General features: G+C 54.8%; 16 protein-coding genes and 1 pseudogene. 5 read left to right on the top strand and 12 right to left on the bottom strand.

Translation table 11 applies throughout. The annotated features are described in order from the left end of the window. From PEH01S_RS25700 to PEH01S_RS25710, 3 genes and pseudogenes are all read right to left on the bottom strand, one after another. Positions 1–690: pseudogene (locus PEH01S_RS25700) on the bottom strand (hypothetical protein); the annotation flags it as partial. A gap of 15 nt (positions 691–705) precedes the next feature. Next, positions 706–1,680, bottom strand: a complete 975-nt coding sequence (locus PEH01S_RS25705; RefSeq protein ID WP_127488858.1) for an AAA family ATPase — start codon at positions 1,678–1,680, stop codon at positions 706–708. Positions 1,681–1,771: 91 nt separating this feature from the next. Then, entirely contained in the window at positions 1,772–3,199 is a 1,428-nt protein-coding gene (locus PEH01S_RS25710) for a polysaccharide deacetylase (RefSeq protein ID WP_127488860.1), read from the bottom strand. Between the two features lie 196 nt (positions 3,200–3,395). On the opposite strand from PEH01S_RS25710, the gene PEH01S_RS25715 reads away from it, so the two are divergent. After that, entirely contained in the window at positions 3,396–4,388 is a 993-nt protein-coding gene (locus tag PEH01S_RS25715) for an ABC transporter substrate-binding protein (protein ID WP_246063065.1), read from the top strand. A 10-nt stretch (positions 4,389–4,398) separates the two neighbouring features. Here the strand turns inward: PEH01S_RS25715 and PEH01S_RS25720 are convergent, their stop codons facing one another. The 6 genes from PEH01S_RS25720 to PEH01S_RS25750 all read right to left on the bottom strand — a co-directional run bounded on the left by PEH01S_RS25720 (position 4,399) and on the right by PEH01S_RS25750 (position 10,325). Next, positions 4,399–5,484, bottom strand: coding sequence for a lactonase family protein (locus tag PEH01S_RS25720; RefSeq protein ID WP_025852973.1), 1,086 nt, complete (start codon positions 5,482–5,484; stop codon positions 4,399–4,401). 166 nt (positions 5,485–5,650) lie between these two features. Continuing rightward, complete coding sequence (gene bcp, locus PEH01S_RS25725; RefSeq protein ID WP_025852971.1) at positions 5,651–6,139, bottom strand: thioredoxin-dependent thiol peroxidase; 489 nt, start codon at positions 6,137–6,139, stop codon at positions 5,651–5,653. Positions 6,140–6,322: 183 nt separating this feature from the next. Beyond that, on the bottom strand, positions 6,323–6,991 hold the full coding sequence (locus PEH01S_RS25730) for a hypothetical protein (protein WP_127488864.1): 669 nt from the start codon (positions 6,989–6,991) through the stop codon (positions 6,323–6,325). Positions 6,992–7,693: 702 nt separating this feature from the next. Then, complete coding sequence (locus PEH01S_RS25740) at positions 7,694–8,479, bottom strand: ABC transporter permease (protein ID WP_025852968.1); 786 nt, start codon at positions 8,477–8,479, stop codon at positions 7,694–7,696. 6 nt (positions 8,480–8,485) lie between these two features. Continuing rightward, positions 8,486–9,280 (bottom strand): ABC transporter permease, encoded by a 795-nt coding sequence (locus PEH01S_RS25745; protein ID WP_127488866.1) that lies wholly within the window; start codon positions 9,278–9,280, stop codon positions 8,486–8,488. After that, positions 9,273–10,325, bottom strand: a complete 1,053-nt coding sequence (locus tag PEH01S_RS25750) for an ABC transporter ATP-binding protein (protein ID WP_025852965.1) — start codon at positions 10,323–10,325, stop codon at positions 9,273–9,275. Before PEH01S_RS25750 ends, PEH01S_RS25745 begins: the two co-directional genes overlap by 8 nt. A gap of 191 nt (positions 10,326–10,516) precedes the next feature. Between PEH01S_RS25750 and PEH01S_RS25755 the strand changes: the two genes are divergently transcribed. The 4 genes from PEH01S_RS25755 (at position 10,517) to PEH01S_RS25770 (ending at position 18,928) form a co-directional block, all read left to right on the top strand. Continuing rightward, entirely contained in the window at positions 10,517–11,554 is a 1,038-nt protein-coding gene (locus tag PEH01S_RS25755) for an LCP family protein (protein WP_127488869.1), read from the top strand. A gap of 69 nt (positions 11,555–11,623) precedes the next feature. Beyond that, complete coding sequence (locus PEH01S_RS25760; protein WP_127488873.1) at positions 11,624–12,433, top strand: PhzF family phenazine biosynthesis protein; 810 nt, start codon at positions 11,624–11,626, stop codon at positions 12,431–12,433. An 84-nt stretch (positions 12,434–12,517) separates the two neighbouring features. Beyond that, positions 12,518–13,873, top strand: coding sequence for a glutamate-1-semialdehyde 2,1-aminomutase (locus tag PEH01S_RS25765; RefSeq protein WP_127488875.1), 1,356 nt, complete (start codon positions 12,518–12,520; stop codon positions 13,871–13,873). 504 nt (positions 13,874–14,377) lie between these two features. Continuing rightward, positions 14,378–18,928: a glutamate synthase-related protein gene (locus tag PEH01S_RS25770; protein ID WP_246063066.1), complete on the top strand. Its 4,551-nt coding sequence runs from the start codon at positions 14,378–14,380 to the stop codon at positions 18,926–18,928. A 123-nt stretch (positions 18,929–19,051) separates the two neighbouring features. Here the strand turns inward: PEH01S_RS25770 and PEH01S_RS25775 are convergent, their stop codons facing one another. From PEH01S_RS25775 to kduD, 3 genes are all read right to left on the bottom strand, one after another. Beyond that, positions 19,052–19,714, bottom strand: coding sequence for a bifunctional 2-keto-4-hydroxyglutarate aldolase/2-keto-3-deoxy-6-phosphogluconate aldolase (locus PEH01S_RS25775; RefSeq protein ID WP_025852959.1), 663 nt, complete (start codon positions 19,712–19,714; stop codon positions 19,052–19,054). 64 nt (positions 19,715–19,778) lie between these two features. Further along, a complete protein-coding gene (locus tag PEH01S_RS25780; RefSeq protein WP_127488879.1) occupies positions 19,779–20,762 on the bottom strand; it encodes a sugar kinase in 984 nt (327 codons plus the stop codon). After that, a complete protein-coding gene (kduD, locus tag PEH01S_RS25785; protein WP_127488881.1) occupies positions 20,763–21,518 on the bottom strand; it encodes a 2-dehydro-3-deoxy-D-gluconate 5-dehydrogenase KduD in 756 nt (251 codons plus the stop codon). Between the last annotated feature and the right edge of the window lie 90 nt (positions 21,519–21,608).

Here is a 21,608-nt window from a genome sequence, read left to right on the forward strand (position 1 = left end):
CCGGCGAAGCGGACCCCCCGGCGCGTAAGGCCGCGTGCCGCTAACCTGCGGCACGGCGTCCGAACCCGGCGGCCGCCGGGAAGCCGCGCGCGTCCCTTCCGGGCCCGCGCCCGGCAGCGGCACCGCCATGGCCGAACCTCCGGGCAGCGCCCACAGCTGCCCGCCGCCTGGGCTTTCGCGCTTCGCCCGCACAAGCCCGAAGGCGTCCACGGCGCTCACGATCAGCGCCTCCTGCCGGTACACGCCGCGGGCAAGCCCCTGCATCGTGCAATGTATGACAGCGTCGCGCCAGTGGCCGGCCGCAGCCGCTCCCCGCCGGACGATCCGCTCGCCGGTGCCCTCGTGCACCCAGCGCTCCTCCACCCGCAGTCGCCCTCCGAACAGCGGCAGCCAAGCCGCCGACAAGCGGTAAGCCATCGTAACCGGTTCTCCGCTATAGACGAACCGGTCTACGCCCGGATCGCTTCGGGGAAGCCACGCAGAAGCGGACGATAAGGCCTCCATTCCGGCAAGCATTCTTTCTACCCGCAGCACGCGTCCGGCCGCAGCGCGAAATACCCCGAGATAAACAACGAAAAAAGCCCAGACATAAACTAAAAACCAGGCCGTCCGGCCGCCCCAGCCGAACGCCCACCATCCGAGAAGCGCCCCGCATCCCCCAAGCCATCCGACCGTTATTAAGCTCCGCATGCTTGCCGCCTTTCTTCAGCCTGCGGCATGCCGACGGACCGGCAGCGGCGCGCCCGCAACGACCGAAGCGACAAGCGCTTCCGCCTGACGGCCGGACAGCAGCGCAGACGGCGCTAACGTCAATCGGTGCGCCAGTACGGGAACGGCAAGCTCTTTCACGTCGTCCGGGATGACATAGCTGCGGCCCTTCAGGAACGCTTGTGCCTGGGAGGCGCGCATCAAGGCGACCGAAGCCCGCGGACTGGCGCCGAGCGAGACGTCGGGATGCGTGCGGGTTGCCGTCGTCAACTGGACGATGTATTGCTTGATCGTATCGTCGACATGAACGGCGCGGGCTTCTTTTTGAAGGGAAACGAATTCCTCCTGCAGGACGACCGTACGAATTTGAGCGAGCGGAAACGGCTCTTCCATCCGGTTCAGCATCTCCACCTCGTCAAGCGGGTCGGGATAACCGAGACGAAGCTTTACCATAAACCGGTCAAGCTGGGCTTCGGGCAGCGAGAACGTGCCTTCGAAGTCGACGGGATTTTGCGTCGCCAGAATAAAAAACGGCTCCGGCAGCGGATAAGTCGTTCCATCGACCGTCACCCGCTTCTCCTCCATCGCCTCCAGCATGGCGGCCTGCGTCCGCGGCGATGCGCGGTTCAGCTCGTCGGCCAATACGATGTGGGCAAGCAGGGGCCCGGGACGGAATTCGAATTCGCCGCTGCGCTGATTGTACACCGAAACCCCGGTCAGATCGGACGGCAGCAAATCCGGAGTGCACTGAATCCGCTTGAAGCTGCTGTCGATTGTTCTCGCCAGCGCGCGTACCAGCATCGTTTTGCCTACGCCGGGGACGTCCTCCAGCAGCACGTGCCCGCCGCAAAGCAGCGCTACAAGCAGCTTCTCGATGACCTCCCGTTTGCCTACGATGACCTTCTCCACCTGATATACGATCCGCTCTAGCACCGCCTGCGGCGAATCGGTCAGATTTACAGATTTCGTCATCCTGAAAACCTCCTGACCTGAATCATGTGATGCAAGTTTTCCAATCTTGCATTCTAGCATTCAGTATGTCCGGTTTTCATAGCTTTTAGACTTAAGCGAGAGGCTTTCTCATATGCATCCAACCGGTCCGGTACCCGCCGTAGACCGCCGCCTGCACCTCCGCTGTCCCCCGTTCCTGCGGAATCGCGCCGGACAGCATCCGGTCGCCAAGCAGCTCCAGCGTTTGACGGAGCGGCACATACAGCGTCCCGTTCGCAAGCTCCATCTCAGGAAACGGGTAAATGCGCGCCTTTGCTTCGGCAGCCCACTCGGCGGCAGGACGCCGTACCCTCAGCTCCTGCCGGGCCAAGTCATATACGGCCGTAATCGCTCCATAGCGGACGACAACCGTACGGCGCTCGGCGTTCCACTCTACGGTTCCGCCCATCTCCGTGATCAATCGCCTCAGAGGCACCATGCAGCTCCCGGCCCGAAAGCGAAATTGCTCCTTCGTTAAAGCAAGCGTACGGTCGCCCAAAAGCACATTCAAACGGTCCGGCCCTCCTTTTGAACCGGCTTCCGTATAAGCGATGGCCGCGAGCGAAACAGGCTGCGTCTGCGGAGCGTTATCCTTAGCCGGAACAACCTGCGCAGACCAAAGTCTTCTATGTTCTTGCGCAGCGGCAAGCAGGTGGTCGAACGATTCGCGATTTACCGTTCTGGTCCATTTCGGTTTGCCGCCGGAAAATTGAACGGGCTTCACCTCCGGGGTTAACGAAGCAAAAGCGTAGCCTTTCTCTTTAAATAGCTTGATGATCCGGGGAAGCGCTTTTACCGTTTCGTCATGCCCTGAACCGTCGTGCATCAGCACAATGACCTCTTTCCCGAACGGCCCTTTTTCCACCGTACGGACAATCCGGTCCGCCGTCATCCCGGGGCGCCTCGCATCTTCGCTGTCGATGGACCAATCGTAAATCTCGTAACCCGCCTGCCCCAAATAATAGAAATAAAAAGCGTCAAAATTGCCGGACGTCCCACCCGGAGCACGGATAAAACGCGGCCTGACGCCCGTCGTCTCCAGCAATATATTTTCCGTCTTCTGAACCTGCTCCCAAAATGCGCGAAAGTCGGAATACAGCTCCCGGTAGACGTGATTATACGTATGGTTGCCGAGGGCGTGGCCTTCCTCGACGATCCGCTTTGCGATGTTCGGGCGCTCCTGCACCTGCTCGCCCAGCACGAAGAACGTGGCCCGGACGCCCTCCTCCCGCAAAATGTCCAGCACCTTCGGGGTCAGCTTGCTCGGCCCGTCGTCGAAGGTCAGGTACACCGTCGGCTTCTCCGCCGGGGTATAGTTGTTTTCGATTGCGATACGTTTGCCCGATTTCAGCTGCGCAAATAAAGCTTCCTCTCCTTCATGACCGGGCGCCGCCCCTGCCGTGTGCGTCAAGACCGTAAGCCACAGGATCGTGAGGCAAAGCATCGATGTCCAAACGGTGCTTATCATGCGGAACGAATTAGCTTGCGGCCTGCACTTCATGAGAGATCCCTCCGTATAGTTCTATGAAATTGGTATTGATAGAATATATGGATGGTTTTTCTCTTTTATGCCGGAGCGCTGCCCTGAAAAGATTCGCGGGACGACCATGAAGAAAGCATTGACAAGGGGAATGGAACGAGGTAGAATTTTTCACGATAATGATAATCATTTTCATCTAAAGAGAGGGGTATCATCTTTGTTTACATCCTTGCGTTCAAAATGGAAATCCGCTGCCGCGCTCTTGGCCTGCGCAACCGCCTTGGGTGCGGCGCTGAGCGGCTGCGGCGCGGCTAAAACCCCAGCCCCGACGAATGATACGACCCAGAAGCAGCCGGCTTCGGCAGCCGTATCGGAACTAACGATCAATCACGCGATGGGCTCATCCAAAGTTCCGGCTCAACCAAAGCGGATCGTCGTCCTGACCAACGAAGGAACGGAAGCCGTGCTTGCTCTTGGCTTTAAACCGGTGGGGGCGGTCAAATCTTGGTCCGGCACCCCGTGGTACGACCACTTGAAGAAAGATATGGAAGGCGTCGAAGTCGTCGGAGACGAGAACCAGCCGAACCTCGAGGCGATTGCCAAGCTGAAGCCCGACCTGATTCTCGGCAACAAGCTGCGTCAGGAAAAAGTTTACTCGCAGCTTGCCGCCATCGCGCCGACGGTGTTCTCGGAGCGCCTGCAATCCGACTGGCAGAAAAACTTCCGGGTATATGCCGAAGCCGTTAACAAAAAAGCCGAAGGCGAGCAGCTTTTGCAGCAATATGACAAACGCATCGCCGACATGAAGGCCAAAGCGGGAGACAAGCTCAATACGAAGGTATCTCTTGTTCGCTTTATTCCCGGAAAAGCCCGGCTTTATATGAAGGATACGTTTGCAGGGCTGGCGCTCAGCAAAATCGGCTTCCAACGTCCGGCCGCACAGGAGAAGGATGAGTTTGCGGTCGAAATCAACAAGGAACGCCTCCCGGATATGGACGGAGACATTTTGTTCTACTACGTGTGGGATAACGATAAAAAAGAAGCGAGCGCCGTCGAGAAAGACTGGACCGGCGACCCGCTTTGGAAAAATTTAAACGTCGTGAAGAACAACAAAGTGATTAAAGTGAGCGACGATATTTGGAACTCCTCCGGCGGGATCATTGCCGCCAATAAGATGCTGGACGAAGTGGACCAATATCTGCTGAAATAACTCTGCCGCCTTACTCGAAAAATTGGATGCACACCGGTTTCGGTATGCGGAGCTCATGACCTGTGGGCTCCAGCCGGCCGGTGTTTTCATTTACAGCTAGCGTGACAATGGAGTCCGAATATTGGTTGGCGGCCAGCACGAATTTCCCGTCCGGCGTAACGGCAAAATTTCTCGGCCACGCCCCGCCGGTCGGCTCGTGCTGGATCAGCGTCAGCTTGCCGCTGTTCCGGTCGATGCGGTAGACGGCTATGCTGTCATGCCCGCGGTTGGAGCCGTACAAGTAATCCCCCGACTTCCCGATGTGGATGTCGGCGCAGTAGCTCTCCCCTGCAAATCCTTCCGGCAGCGCGGACACCGTCTGGATTTCCCGAAGCGTTCCGTCCTCTTGTCCGTAAGCGAACGCCGTAATCGTAGAATCCAGCTCGTTAATTACATACGCATAAGGAAGATCAGGGTGAAACGCCATATGTCGCGGGCCTGCCCCGGCATGCACCTTGACTTCGCCATGTAGAACAAGCGCCGGCTTTTCTCCGTTTTCTTGCATGTTGTAGATCATGATTTTGTCCGTTCCGAGATCTGCGACATAAATGCGGGAATCTTTCAGAACGGTACAATGCGCATGAGCCGCTTCCTGCCTGTCGCTGCGTACACTCTGTCCCTCATGCCGCTTACGGTCTGCCAACGGACCGATGGTGCCGTCTTCCTCGATCGGATACAAGCTCACGCTGCCGCTTGTATAATTGGCTACGACGAGCCGCTTTCCTTCACGGTCCGTTACCAAATGGCACGGCGAAGCGCCGAAGGAAGGCTGTTTGCCGATATAGCGCAAAGCCCCGGTTTCCTTTTCCACGGTATAAGAAGCCACTTCCCCGCCTTCCTTGCCTGCCTCGTCCTGCAGCTCGCTTACCGCAAACAGCCTGCCGCGCTCGGTATCTACCGTCAAGAAGGAAGGCATCTCGACCTCCGCATAAGCGCCGATGGCAGACAGCTTCCCGGTTGACTTATCCATGCTCAGCACATATAAAGAATCGTCTCCGCCGCCATTATAAGTTCCTACATAAACGATCCGACTGGACTGTTTTTCATACCGCTGCATTCACGACCGCTCCCCTACTGGAAATTTATTGCTAGGGTTAGTTTTTCGCCATCTCTCGCATTCATTCCTGCTTCGACGTTTTACCTTTGTTGACAAAAACCTGCTCAACTTGATGGCGAAGAAAAAAAGCCGGGCTGCGTTTCTCCCGGCTTTAGATGAGTGGCTACTATAAGGTCCCTACTCCGGCCTGTGCGGCCTTGACGGCTTCCAGCACCTGCTCGACATGGCCCTTGATCCGGACGCCGCGCCATTCCCGGACAAGCTTGCCTTGCGGATCGACGATAAATGTCGAGCGTACGACACCCATATATTCGCGTCCGTACATCTTTTTCATCTGCCAAACGCCGAACAACTCGCATACCGTGTGATCGGGATCGGAGAGCAGCAAAAACGGCAGCTCGTACTTGGCGGCGAACTTGGCATGGGACTTCAGGTCGTCCGGGCTAATCCCGATGACTTCGGTGTTCAAGGTCTCGAATTGTCCGTTGTAATCGCGGAATTGACAGGACTCCTCCGTACATGTCGGCGTCATATCCTTGGGGTAGAAATAAAGAACGACATATTTGCCCCGAAACTGCGAAAGCGTTACGGATTCCCCGCTTCCGGCAGTCAGAGTGAAATCCGGAACGGGTTGTCCGGGTTGAAGCTGCGGCATCGTATTCATCTCCTCGCATCCGTTGTTAATATGTTCTATGTACATGCAATTATACGAAACTCATCCGTCGCAAAACAACCTGACCTCCTCCTTTCCAGAAATTCTCTGGCTAGCCGGTCATTTTTAATTGTCGGGAAATGAAGAAACCGCCCTCGTTAAGGGCGGCTTGGCTATAGAAGTTTCTTACTTCTTATTGATGAATGCTTTCAGGGACTCGTTCAACTCATCCTTCAGGCCAGCAATGACTTGATCTTCGCTAAGGCCTTTTTCTTTGGCGATATCGGCAATCGTTTTGCCATTGTTAAAATAGGTGCTCAACTCATCTTCAGAGATACCAAGGACTTTAGCTACGGACTCTTCATCGACTTGAGCTTTCAGCTTAAGCTTTTTGGCGTATGTGCCTTGCAGTTTGTCTTTATAGCCACCTTTGCTGACAGCGGCGGTAACCGTATCTGTAGCTTCTTGTTTCAATTGTTTCGCTTCATCTGCAGTGATGACCTTTTGGCTAAGGGCATTGTCCACTCTTTCCATCATTGGATTGAGCAATCTGCTAAGCAATTCCGCATGATTGACCCCACGGAGATTGGCCACTTCTGCGATCGTTTTGCCTTTTTGGAGTTCGTCCTTCAAATCTTCCACACTCATATCAACAATACCAGATGCTTGAACGACAATAGCATTCAAACCAAGATTTACACGTTTGTGCAGAGGGATGGAAGCATCCGGAACGACCGTGTATGTAATATCGTCATCCGCAAACGCCTTAGGAGCCGTTGCCAATCCGCCGATTCCGCCAAACAATACAGCTGCTGCTACCGTACCTGCCATAACTTTCCCAGTCCATTTTTTCATGATTCTCTCCACCCTATCCTTTTTTTTATATTTCGAACATACGCTTGAACATTTGTTTTGAACAAACGTTTTGAACATATGTTCAATTCCCTATGATTGGTATTCTACCACTGGATAAACCTCCCTGTCAACTCGCTCAAAATCATCAAGTATGTCTATTTTTTGAACGAACCAGTTCGTGGTAAGGGATTTATTGCTAGTATAGGAGCGAAATATGAACTCAACGTTACGCCAAGCTTAAAGGAAAATGAAAGAAAGCTTAAAAAAACCTTAAAATAAAGAGGCTTAATTTTTCGAAATTTTGGCCAACATGGGGACCGGCCCAGTCCACTAGACGTTTCTCACAATACTATGGAGTAAATCCAATTCGAAAGGAGCCGCTTTGCATGTACGATTACGATTGCTATCCTCAATGCCCGACCAAAACAGTATATGATCCTCCTATCCGGATATACCGGGATTATTACCACCCCCAAATCGTGCAGGTCATCCACCCGGTTGAAATCGTCAACCGCCATCATTGCGTCCCTTGTCCCCAGCATATTTACTCATATTCCGAGAGAGACGAATGGCCCAAGAGCAAAGGGTATAAAAGATAACGTTCTTCCCGATACGTCCGGATACGCCAAAGAGGAGCTTGCCTATCGGCAGCTCCTCCGAGGTCGTTATGCTGTTTATTTTAAGTACATATGCCTCAGCCCTCTACGAGCCCGCTCCGCGGTACCGTTTCACCCCGTAATTCCATACCGTCAGCCCGAAGGTCAGGAAGACGATTCCGACCAGCGGAGTAAGCAAGGCGAACGTTCCCCAATTCTCCCGGTCGAGAAAATAGGCGGCCGGATAAAAACCGACGAAGCCGAACGGCAGCACCCATGTCAGCATGATGTTCAGAAGACGGTTATAGATGGTCATCGGGTACCGCCCGTAGTTTTGCAGGTTCCAGAGCAGCGGCAAAATGCCGGTGGGCGAATCCGAGAAAAACGATAGCGATGTAAAGAAAATGTACACGCCCCCGTAAATCATGATCGAACCAAGTACCAGCACAAGCAGAATGAGCGGATCGTACCACATCAGCCCGAGATCAAGCTGTGTCCAGGAGTAGATCATGATGATCAAGCCGACCAGTGCGCTGAATAGCGAGGACGGGTCCATATTTTCCAGCATCAGCTGCACCAGATTATGCGCCGGACGGGTCAAGATCCGGTCCATTTCGCCTTTGACGATGTATCGCTCGGTGAATCCCCAGAGATTAAAAAACGTAATAAACAAGCCGTAAGGCACCATAAAATAGCCATAAATGAACAAAATCTGCTGCTCGTTCCATTCGCCGATCGCCGCGGTATGCTGGAACACGACAAGGATGAAAAACAAATTCAGTCCGTTAAACAACAGATCGGACAGCACCTCGATCCAGAAGTCGGAACGGTAGGTGAGCCGCGTTTTCATGTAATTTTTCAAATAATCGACAAACAAACCTGCATAAAACATGCGCCATCACCCTCCCTGAACGAACAGCCGTGTCCGCGCGCTCCGCCAAAGTACATAAAGCGGTACAATCAACAGCACGAACCAGATGATCTGCACGGCAAATACGTTGTAAACGGCGCTGCCGGCGACTTTGCCGGTAAAGACGGAGCCAGGCAGATACGTGATCGCCGGAAACGGCAGCAGATTCATCAGCTCTTGTGCCCAGCCCGGGAAGAACGACATCGGCACGACCAATCCGGAGAACAAATCGACGGTTACCCGTTTCATCCGCATCATGCCTTCGTTGTTTTCAAGGAAAAAAGCGAACAGTCCGGTAATAATATTGATTTGCGTATTGATCAGGAAGCTGAAGAACAGCATGGCGAGAAAAATAAGCCAGGTCAACGCGTCGGTCGGCAGCTGCACCGGGAACAAGAACGAAACGATTACTATGCCCGGCACGGAAAACAGCAGGAACCGGAACAGGCCTTCGCCGAGACCCTGCATCATTTTGACGACGATGTAATTGTACGGGCGGATGAACTGGATCGCCACACTGCCGTCTTTGATTTCATTTGCGATTTCCCGGTCCAGATTGTTGAAATAAAAAGCCCGCGCCATCCACGATACGGCCACATAGGTCGTCATCTGCGTTACGGTCATCCCGCCGAGCAGCTCTTTCGTCCCGTAAATCGCCTTCCAAAGAAAATAATAGGCTCCAATATTAAGAGCATAAATAATAATTCCGCTGTAATAATTAACACGGTAAGCGAGCATCATCAGGAAGCGGATGCGGATAATGTCAAGATAAGCGCTAACCATGCAGCGTCACTTCCTGTCCTTCGCGCAGCTCCTTTTTCGCTTCCGCCGATCCGGATTTGTAAATTTCCCGTACGATGTCGTCCGTGTTCGTCTCGAGGATTTTAATGTCCTCGATCGTCAGCATGCCAACGACCCGGCTGAGCACCTCGGAGACGCTTGCCGCCTGCTGCGGGATCCATACTTTGGCCGTCAGCTCATTGTCAAGCGACCAGTCTACTTGAAGTCCGCCCGTCAGCTCCCGCAAACGAAGCAGCGATACCGGCTCCGAGAATCGGAGAATGACTTCTTTGCCTTTGCCCCAACGTTCCTTCAGCTCCTCAAGTCCTCCGTCGTAGATGATCCGGCCGTCGTCGAGCATAATGACCCGGGAGCACAGCGCTTCGATATCCTGCAGATCGTGGGTTGTCAGCAGAATCGTCGTGCCGTACCGTTTGTTCATGGACTTTAGAAACTCTCGTATTTCCGTCTTAACCATAATATCCAGACCGATCGTAGGCTCGTCCAGAAACAAAATTGCCGGATTGTGAATGAGCGACGCCGCCAGCTCGCAGCGCATCCGCTGGCCCAGACTCAGCTTGCGCACAGGCCGGTTCAACAGCTCGCCAAGCTGCAGCCGTTCCACCAGCTCATCCATGCGGCTGCGGTAATCCGCATCCGGGACACGGTACACTTTTTTGAGCAGCTGAAACGATTCGATCACGCCGATATCCCACCAAAGCTGGCTGCGCTGGCCGAACACGACGCCGATATTCCGGACGAATTTCTCCCTCTCCTTATAAGGAACGAAGCCGCCGACGCGAATATCGCCGGAGGTCGGGACGAGAATGCCGGTCAGCATTTTGATCGTGGTCGACTTTCCCGCCCCGTTCTCGCCGATGTAGCCGCAAATTTCGCCCTGCGGAATTTGGAAGCTGATATCTTTTACCGCGGCGACCTGATTGTACTCTCTCCGGAACAGGTCGCGTACGGCGCCTTTCAAGCCTTCCCGGTTTTTCTGAACTTTAAATTCTTTTCTCAGCCGATGCACGTCGATGGCGAGATTCATAGGTGTAGGTCCTCCTGTCAAAATATGCCGAAGCTTGCAGGCGCGGATTGAAACCTTTTATAATAATGAAATAGTTTCCTGTCCTAACGTATGCATGTTCCTGCGGCATTGTCAAAACCTATATCCGTTATGATACACCAACCTTACGATCAGGAAAAGCGAACGCACCCAGAGGAGGGAACCGAATTCCCATGGCCCGAACGATAAAATGGTTTTTCATTTCGCTGCTGCTGCTCTTGCTTGCAGGAATCGGCTATTTTACATATTCTTTCGTTCAATTTGCCAACAACATTCAGAGTCATCCCGATACGACCAAATTCGGCGGGCTTACCCCGAAGCAGCTCAGCATGTCGGACAACTACACCCCGCCCAAATGGGAGGGCAATCAGCGGGTGAACGTGCTCATTCTCGGCGGCGATTCCCGGGGACTTAAGAAGAACGAAGTTCCGCGCTCCGATTCCATTATGGTCGCCTCTATCGATCCGGTGACGAAGAAAGCGTACTTGTTTTCGATTCTGCGCGACACCTATGTCAAAATTCCAGGACATGGCGAGGATCGCATCAATACGGCACTTGCCATCGGCGGGCCTAATCTGGCCATGCGCACGGTTAGCGACCTGCTCGGCATTCCGGTTCAATATTTTTTCTATACCGATTTCAAAGGCTTCATCGCGCTCACCGACGCCATCGGCGGCATCGATCTCGAAGTGGAGAAGGATATGAAATACCGCGATTCGGAGGATGGTCACGAATACGATATCAACCTAAAAAAAGGCATGCAGCATCTCGACGGCAAAATGGCGCTGCAGTATGTCCGGTTCCGTCACGATGCCATGAGCGATTTTTCCCGCACCGAGCGGCAGCGCAAATTTTTGCAAGCCGTCGCGCAAAAAATGCAGACGACCGGTTCCCTGATCCGGCTGCCGAAAATATTAAACAGTATCGATCCTTATCTCGAAACGAACATGACGACGACCGACATGCTCAAGCTCGGAACCCTCGCCTTCGAAGCGAAAACCGAGGGCATGGTCAGCCAGCAGATTCCGCCTTCCGAGCTGCTGATCGAAAAACGGGTCGGCGGCGCCGAAGTCCTCAGCGTCAACCGAACCAAGCTTCAGGATTACATCAAGGCACTATTCGAAGGCCGGGACCCGCTGGCCCCTGCCGGCAAGCCTGCGGAAGCCGGCAATAAAAGCACGACCGGCGCCGCTCCGGCCAAAAAACAATAGCAGCTATGAACCATACGCAAGCGGGAGGCCTGAGGCATCCCGCTTTTGACCTGAAAGGAGAACTGTTCTATGATCGAAATTCATGTTATTGACGCCTTTGCGAACAAGCCGTTTCGCGGCAACCCTGCGGCGGTTTGCCTGCTGGAGCGCTTTCCTTCGGACCAATGGCTTCAGCAGGTTGCCATGGAAATGAACTTGTCGGAAACGGCCTTTCTCTCTCCCCAAGAGGACGGGAGCTTCCGGCTCCGCTGGTTTACACCCACGGTCGAGGTCGATTTGTGCGGCCACGCCACACTCGCCAGTGCGCATTACTTGTGGGAAACCGGGAGAGTCGATCGCAAACAGGCTTTAACCTTTCATACGCTGAGCGGGCAGCTGACGGCCTCCGCTAGCGAGGACGGCTGGATTCGGCTTGATTTTCCCGTGGAGCAGATTACCGAAACGGAGGCGCCGGACCGGCTGGCCGATGCCTTGGGCGGAGCTGTGCCCCGTTTTGTCGGAACCAACCAGCTGGATTTGCTGGTCGAACTGGACTTGGAGGAAGCCGTGCGGGAGCTAAAGCCCAATTTCGCCATCATGGCGGAGCTCGGTGTCCGCGGCGTGCTGGTTACGGCCCGTTCGCAGGATGAACGGTACGACTTCGCCTCCCGCTGCTTCTTCCCGGCGCTGGGAATTGACGAAGATCCGGTTACCGGATCGGCCCATTGCGCACTGGCGCCTTACTGGCGGGACAAGCTGGGAAAAGACCAAATGACGGCCCTTCAATCGTCCGCAAGAACAGGCGTTCTCAGGCTTACACTGGCCGGTGACCGTCTGCACATTCGGGGTCAAGCGGTCACGGTGCTTAAAGGCTCGCTGCTCCACCTTCCCGCACAATGACGCACCGATGCGAAGAAAAATTCACTGCCGGAACGCAATCCTTTATAATGGAGATATACATATATGGAAAGGACTTGAATCATAATGAGCAATCCATTTGCGTCCAACGCATCCGAAGCCACTCCTCGCACACGTTCCGCAGCGCTATATGCGGAAGCGCTCGAGCATATCGTCGGCGGGGTCAACAGCCCTTCCCGCTCCTTCAAAGCCGTGGGCGGCGGAGCGCCCGTATTCATGAAACGGGGACAAGGAGCGTATTTCTGGGACGAAGACGGCAACCGCTACATCGACTATTTGGCCGCCTACGGTCCGATCATTCTCGGCCACGCGCATCCTCATGTGACATCCGCCATTGTTCGTGCGGCGGAAAACGGAACCTTGTATGGTACGCCGACCGAACTCGAAATCCGCTTCGCCCGGATGCTGAAAGAAGCGATTCCGTCGCTCGATAAGGTCCGCTTCGTCAACTCCGGCACCGAAGCCGTCATGACGACGATCCGGGTAGCCCGCGCCTATACCGGCCGGAATAAAATCATTAAGTTCGCGGGCTGCTACCACGGCCATTCGGACCTCGTGCTCGTCGCCGCGGGCTCCGGCCCGTCCACCCTCGGCATACCGGACAGCGCCGGTATTCCGGTCAGCATCGCGCATGAGGTCATTACCGTGCCGTTCAACGACCTCGCTGCATTGGACGCCGCGCTGGAGCGCTGGGGCAGCGACGTGGCCGCCGTCATGGTCGAGCCCATTGTCGGCAACTTCGGCATGGTTATGCCGAAGCCCGGCTTCCTGGAAGGACTGTGCTCCGCCGCCCGACGGAACGGCTCCCTTGTCATCTACGACGAGGTGATCACCGCGTTCCGCTTCCATTACGGCGCTGCCTCAACCTTTGCCGGACTGCCAGAGGGCACGGATTACGCAGCCATCGAGCCTGATCTTACCGCCCTTGGGAAAATCATCGGCGGCGGACTGCCGATCGGCGCATACGGCGGCCGCGCCGAGATCATGGCGCAGGTGGCGCCGCTCGGTCCGGCCTACCAAGCCGGTACCATGGCCGGGAACCCGGCATCGATTTCCGCCGGGATCGCGTGCTTGGAGACGCTGCGGGAGCCCGGCACCTACGAGCGGCTGGACCGGCTCGGCGCCATGCTGGAAACGGGCCTTGCCGAAGGGGCTCGCAAGCACGGTATCCCCCTGACCGTGAACCGTATCCGCGGCGCGCTGTCGACACACTTTTGCGACCATCCGGTGACAAACTACGACGAGGCGCAAAATACGGACGGCGAGCAGTTTGCAGCCTTTTTCCGCTCCATGCTGGAGGACGGCATCTGCCTGGCTCCGTCCAAATATGAAGCTTGGTTCTTGACCACAGCCCATACGGACGAAGACGTCGCTTATACGATTGAAGCGGCAGACCGTGCGCTCTCCCGCCTGAACGTTTAACCAAGCAGATCGGCAATAAATTCCATTTATCACCCAAATCACGAACTATTATCGAATACCGGTAATAGTTCGTTCGTTTTTTATAAACCCGCATCATTCCGCTCCGAAATTGCCTGTATTCACCAGTTATGCAAAATAGACAGCGCTTACAATCAACATTTCCCTTCAATGTTCTATTGTCTCACATGAAATTTCGTGCTATTCTATAAATACTTTTAAGCTAAATAAACTCGGCTAAATGTAAGGTTTTTGGCATGTTACCTATGAAGCTGCGCGATTGGACGGTTGGGACGGAGACCCTTGTATCACCCTCTTCCGCACAGCTTCTGCTGAATCGAGAAACCGAAAATCAAGTCAATTATGCAGAATAAATGTATTTTTATTCATTGCACTCATTCATTGACTCTTTCCGCTTTCTTGCTTCACATGAACAAAGCCTTCTTTACAGGGTGAACCCGCAACTAATTTTAATGGGAGGTGACGGTCAGCCTGCTGACCACGAGAATGAATCAAGTTATGCGCAATGAAGGCCGCTTCCAGAATTTATTGGCCACCGAACATGATAGCTGCGGTATCATCTGTATTATTGAAAAGGACGGATTTCCGTCCCGCGACAACATTCAAAAGACGATCGACGCCCTTGTCAAAATGGAACATCGTTCGGGTTTCATCAACGGGGAAGGCGACGGCTGCGGCATCCTGACCGACATTCCGCGCGCCCTGTGGGAGAAAAAGCTGACCGAAGCCGGTCTCGACGGCAAGCTTGCTTACGACGAGCGCTTCTCCGTCGCGCACATTTTCGTGCCGCGCAAGCTGGACATCTCCGCTCCCGATACGCAAAAAGGCATCCGCGAGCTGTTCTCCCAGTTTCAAGTCAGCATTCTCTTGGAGCAGGAAAACCAAGTGGACAGCAGCGTGCTCGGTCCGAACGGACGCAACGACGAACCGACCTTCTGGCAAATCGCAGGTCTATGCGACAAGCAGGAAGTGAAAGTCTCCGATCATCTGTTTGAGCTTCATGTGGCGATCGAAGCCAAATACAACGTACACGTCGCCACCCTCAGCAACGTCACGGCCGCTTACAAAGTGATGGGCGCCGCCAGCATTTTGCCGAAATACTTCAATGACACCCGCGACCCGCTGTTCGCAGCGCAGGTTACTATCGGACACAACCGATACTCCACGAACACTCAATCCAGCTTTTTCCGCGTACAGCCGTTCTCGCTGCTTGGCCATAACGGCGAGATCAATACGGTGAAAAAGATGCGGATCGAAGCCGACATGGTCGGCGTGCCCCTCGTTGACGGCGGCAGCGACTCCCAAGACATGAACCGTACCATTGAAACGTTCATTCACCGTTTCGGCCTCAGCTTGTTCGAAGCGATGGAAGTCGTTTTCCCTCCGATTCTTAACGAAATGAAGCTTTTCCGTCCGGAACTGCAGGATATGTACGTTTACTTCCGCCAAGCTTGGGGTCACTACGCGCAAGGACCGGCAGGGATCGTTTCCCGTTACGGCAACGAGTGCATTTTCAGCGTCGACGCGCTTGGTTTGCGTCCGGTATGGATGGTGGAAAGCGAAACGTCCCTCTATTTCTCCTCGGAGCAAGGGGTCATCACGGTCGGCGAAATGGTCGCAGATCCGAAACCGATCGCACCGGGCGAAAAAGTAGGCGTTGTCTTGACACCTGGCGAGCATGTTCAGGTGATTCCTTATCATCTGGTACAATCCACCGTGCTGGAGCGCGTGCAAAGCCGTCTTGGCCTGGAAGGGCTGCGCAAGCACTTGAACAATGAAATTCCGGCCGTCGAAGCGGCGCCTTCTGCCGACGTCACGCCGACGGATGCGCTCTACAGCGCCTTCGGATGGGACCGCGACGGCATCCAAATGATCGAAACGACCGCCGAAACCGGCGCGGAGCCGATTCGCTCGCTCGGTCACGACAGCCCGCATGCCGCGTTGAACTGGGAGCGCCAGAATATCCCGGACTTCATTAAAGAAAGCGTTGCGGTTGTCACCAACCCGGCGATCGACCGTGACCGCGAGATGGAGCACTTCTCCACGCGCGTTGTCGTAGGGCCTCGCCCGGCCGTGTACAGCCAGCCCGATGACCGGCTGCGGGTAGAGCTGCTGTATCCTGTCGTGCTTGAGGGCAGCAACGGCATCGACTCTTTGGCCGAATTGAAACAACCGAGCTACGAGCAGCTCGTCGCCATGTTCGGTGCACAAAACGGCGATGCCGTCGCCACGTTATCGACGACGTTCGCCCGCGGCACGTCGCTGAAGGATGCCCTGGAGCAGCTTGCAGCGGATGCCGTGCAAGCGGTGCGCAAAGGCGCTATGCTGCTTGTGCTGGACGACAGCGAAGCGCATCAGAACGACAGGCTGTGGATGGACCCGCATCTGGCCGTATCCAAAGTCGATATTGCCCTTCGCGAAGTGAAGCTCGGCTACGGTGACAACCTGCGCCGTCAAACGACGCTCGTCCTGCGCAGCGCGGCTATCCGCAATCTGCACGATATGGCCGTTGCCTGCGGCTTGGGCGCAGACGTGCTTTCCCCATACATTTTGTTCGCTACGGCAGCGGCGAAGGACGGCGCACCGGCGGCACGCAAAGTGTTTACCGCTTTGATGAAAGGCTTGGAGAAAGTCATCTCCACGATCGGTACACATGAGCTTCGCGGTTACACCCGCTTCTTCTCGTCGATCGGCCTGAAGCCGGAGCTCGCCGAAGTGCTGGATATTGTAAACTACTTGGGCAGCGATAAGGCCGGAACCGGCTTTGCCGAGCTTGAAGCCGATGCCGAAGCCCGTTACAACGACTTTGCCAATCCGAAAGCAAAGGCAGCCCGTAACTTCCGTTTCTTCCAGCGGATGTGGAAAGCGCTCGGCGATGCGGCTTCCGGAGCGGCTCCGTACGAAGACTATCGCGACAAGCTGCGCGAAGAAGAAAAGAAAAACGCCATTTCCATCCGTCACGTTGCGGATTTCAATTATGAGAAAGCGCACGCCGAAGGCCGTAAACCGCTCGACCCTTCCCAAGTCGAGATTGGAATTGGCGGCCACGATCTGCCGATGCTCATCTCTTCCATGTCCTTCGGCTCGCAGAACGAGACCGCATTCCGCGCTTACGCAGAAGCCGGCGAACGCCTGAACATGGTGACCATGAACGGCGAAGGCGGCGAGATCAAAGACATGCTCGGCCGCTATAAACGGACTCGCGGCGCCCAAGTCGCATCCGGACGTTTCGGTGTCAACGTCGAGCTGGCAAACGCCGTAGCCTTCTTGGAAATCAAGATCGGTCAAGGTGCGAAACCGGGTGAAGGCGGACATCTTCCGGGTTCGAAGGTAACGGCAAAAATCGCCGCCGCACGGAACGCGACCATCGGCTCCGACCTGATTTCGCCATCCAACAACCATGACATTTATTCGATCGAGGACTTGGCGCAAATCATTTCCGAGCTGAAGGAAGCGAGCGGACGCAAAGCGAAAATTATCGTCAAAGTTCCGGTCGTCCCTGGGATCGGCACGATTGCAGTCGGTGTCGCGAAAGCAGGCGCGGATGTGATCACGTTATCCGGTTTTGACGGCGGTACGGGCGCAGCCCGGATTCACTCCATTACGCACGTCGGTCTGCCAACCGAAATCGGTACGAAGCTCGCGCATATCGCCCTGATTGAAGCCGGATTGCGTGATAAAGTGGAACTGTGGTCCGACGGCGGCATGAAATCCGGTGCCGATGTTGTCAAAATGGTCATGCTCGGTGCGAACCGCGTAGGTTTCGGCTCCATCGCGATGCAGTCTATCGGCTGTACGACGTGCCGCGGCTGTCATTTGGATACATGTCATGTCGGCATCGCAACGCAAATCGACTCTATGGAAGAAGCGGAAGAAAAAGGCCTTCGCCGCTTCGTGCCTCGCGTCTACGATACCGCTGTTGAATCGCTTGTCCGCTTGTTCGGCGGGATGGGCCGCGAAGTACGGGACATCGTTGCTCAGCTCGGCTTTGCGAACCTGCAGGACCTCGTCGGCCGTTCCGACCTGCTGCAGCAAGTAAGCCATCTTGAGAAAATCGATCTGTCCGACCTGCTCCGTCCGGCTCCGCTGTCCTTGGCAGCCGCAAAGGAAGCTCTGGAGGAAGTCGCAGCCGCGGTATCTTCGGATATTCGCATCGCGGCAGGCGCAGAAGGTCAGCAATTTTTCCCGGATGCCGTTTCATTCAATGCGCCGGTAGAACGCACTTGGTCGAAAGTCGATGCGGAATCCCGTATCCTTGGCAGCCGCTATGCAAGCCACCGCGTAAGAGACCGTTACGACGGCAGCTACGATGCGCTGCCTCCGGTAAGCATCACGATGACCGAAGGCTCCGTACCGGGTAACGGACTGGCAGCCTTTAACGCCCGCGGCGTAAATATCACGGTTCACGGTGGTGCGGAAGACGGAGTCGGCAAAATGTCGCTCGGCGGTAAAGTTGCGATCCTGAAAGCACCAAGCAAGCATAAGCAATTCATCAACGGCTCCGTAGGTAAGTCGTTCGGCTACGGCGCTCAAAAAGGCTTGTTCCTGATTCAAGGCAATGCCGATACCCGTGCCTGCATCCGGTTCTCCGGCGCAGATGTCGTATTCGGCGGCGAGATTACGTCACCGATTCAAGACGAACTCGGCGGTATCGCAGCCCGTGCGAACTTGAAGGGCTTCGCCTTTGAATACATGACCAACGGCCGCGCCGTCGTGCTCGGCGATCCGGGTCCTTGGATTTGCGCAGGGATGACCGGCGGTGTCATTTACCAACGCCTCGTACCGGAAATGGGTCTGGATCAAGCCGCCATCGAACGCCGGGTAGCCAAAGGCGCCAAGGTTAAAATCGAACCGGTTGGCGTACAAAGCATGAAAGACTTGAACGAACTGCTCGGCGCTTACCATGAAGAGCTCGTGAAGTCCGGACAACCGGAAGCTGCAGCGAAGGTAGAGCATCTGCTGAACAACCTGCAAACGAGCTTCGTTCGGATCGCGCCGGTCGGTCTGCAAGCCGATCAATCGGTAGCTACCGAGTAATCAGCGAGCACAACAATTCAAGTAAGAACAAACCATTGCTTCATCAAAGAAAAAAGCAGCGTAATCCAAACGAATCTTTGGGATACGCTGCTTTTTTTGTTGTTGCTATAGCTCATTTACAGCTTAGCCTTTAGCCGCCCGGTAAGCTTCGATATATTGCGCGGCTTTTTGGGCTACCAGACTATAATTGCCCGTTTTGACAGCTTCCGTCGTCAGATCGGAGCCGATCCCGACGGCCACTGCGCCGGCCTTGATCCAATCGGCGAGATTGTCCAGGGAAACTCCGCCGGTCGGCATAACGTTAGCTTGCGGAAGCGGACCCTTGATCGCTTTGATCGTCGATGGCGAGTACAGATTGCCCGGGAACAGCTTCACGATGTCCACACCGAGCTCCAGTGCCCGTTGAATCTCTTGAATCGTCATCACGCCCGGCATCACAGGCACGCGGTACCGGTTGCACAAAGTAACCGTATCTGGATTTAAAGCCGGACCAACCACAAATTCCGCTCCGCTGAGAATACCTGCCCGCGCCGTTTCCGGGTCCAATACCGTCCCTACGCCGATGATCGCATACTTGGACGGATCCTGCGTAGAGCTTGAATATTTCTTCGCAAGCTTCTCGATAGCTTGCAATGCGAACGGCACCGTCATGGTCACTTCGATAACTTTGATACCGCCTGCAATTGCCTGTTCCGCCATTTCAACGACTTCTTCCGGCGTTTCTCCCCGTAGAACGGCTACCACACCTTCATTGGCCAGCTGCTGCAAAAGCTTAATTTTTTTCATGCTCACTCATCCGTTCCTAATCTAAAGTTAGTAATGCATACATTTGTCGCATCTTATCCCTTGGTTACCTCTCGACATGCTTTACGTTATTAAGAAAAGCTTCCACTTGCTCCCAAGTCGGAATGCCCTCCCAATCTCCCTCCATCTGTACCACCATACAGCCGATCAGGTTACCGAGGCGAACTGCTTCTTCCAAATGATAGCCCTTGAGCAGACCAACGAAAAAACCTGCGCAAAAACCGTCTCCTGCCCCTACCGTATCCACCACTTGCTCCGCTTTGAAATAGGGCACCGAGCTAACTCTTCCTTGCTCGACGATATACGTAACGTCTTCGCCGCCTTTGACGATCGATACGGCTTTAAGCTCGCTAAGCCGGGTTACAATTTCGTCAAAGCTGTCCGTTTGGTACAGCAGCTTTAATTCGTCCAGCCCGGGCAGGAAATAATCTGCATCCTGGGCCAACTCCAGCAGCACCTCACGGGCTTCTTCCAAAGACCATAGCTTCAGCCTTAGATTCGGGTCAAAGCAGACCTTCACCCCATGCTTACGTGCCAACTTCATTGCTTCTCGGACCGTTTCGCGGCAGGACAGGCTGAGGGCTGTCGTAATGCCCGTCACATGCAAATATTGGGCCTGCTTAATATATTGTTCATCCAAATGCTCCGGCTTCAACGTACTGGCTGCCGAGCCTTTGCGATAATAATAAACCGACGTTTTCCCGGATACCACTTCACGAAGCATCAAACCGGTCGGCGCTTCCGTTGTCAGCTCCACACGGGAGACGTCCACGCCCTCACCGCGGATTTTTTTCATGATCATGCGGCCTAGCGGATCTTTCCCAAGGCGGCTGAACCAGCCTGCTCTATGACCCAGACGGGACACCCCGATCGCCACATTGCTTTCCGCACCGCCGAACAGCCCTTGAAAGCTTGATGAATACTCGATTCCTTTGCTTCCTTCCGGCATCATCAGTGCCATTGATTCTCCGAATGTAATGATTTCCGGCTGAAACATCTGCAGCTGCTCCGCTCGTCCGTTCTGCGTCATTTATCTCGCCATCCATCCCCCGTCCACGCAAAGCACGTGGCCGCTCATATAGTCTGAAGCCCGTGATGCGAGGAAAATGATCGGTCCTTGCATATCTTCCGAAGTTCCCCATCGTCCGGCCGGAATCCGCACCAAAATTTGCGAGCTGCGCTCTTCATCCGCACGAAGCGCTGCCGTATTGTCGGTAGCCATGTATCCCGGGGCGATTGCGTTAACTTGAATGCCTTTGCCGGCCCACTCGTTCGCAAGCGCTTTAGTTACTCCGGCAATCGCATGCTTGGAAGCGGTATAGCCCGGCACATTAATCCCGCCTTGAAAGCTTAACATCGATGCAATATTTATAATTTTACCCGACCCTTGCTTAATCATCTCACGTCCCACAAGCTGCGACAGGAAAAAAACAGAGTTTAAGTTCAGGTTCAGCACGTCATGCCAATCTTGCGCCGCGTGATCGGCAGCCGGCGTACGCCGAATAATGCCGGCATTGTTAACCAAAATATCAATTTTGCCGAAAACGGACAGTGCCTTGTCTACCACGCTCTTCAATACGCTTTCATCCATCAGATCCGCTATGATGGTGTGTGCCTTGCGGCCCATCGCTTGGATTTGCTGCTCAACCTCACGCGAACGGTCGTTGCTCGTTACGATTACGACGTCTGCGCCTGCCTTGGCTAAGCCTAAAGAGATACCCGCGCCAAGACCTACGGCTCCCCCGGTTACTAAAGCCACTTTTCCGGTCAAATCAAACAAATTCATCTCTACACCCCATTTAAACGTTTTAAGCGTATCCGAGCTTACGTTTCAATCGGATTGCTCATTGCTTTTATTATAAGTCATATGGCTGCA

The organism is Paenibacillus ehimensis NBRC 15659, from assembly GCF_004000785.1.
Classification (GTDB): domain Bacteria; phylum Bacillota; class Bacilli; order Paenibacillales; family NBRC-103111; genus Paenibacillus_G; species Paenibacillus_G ehimensis.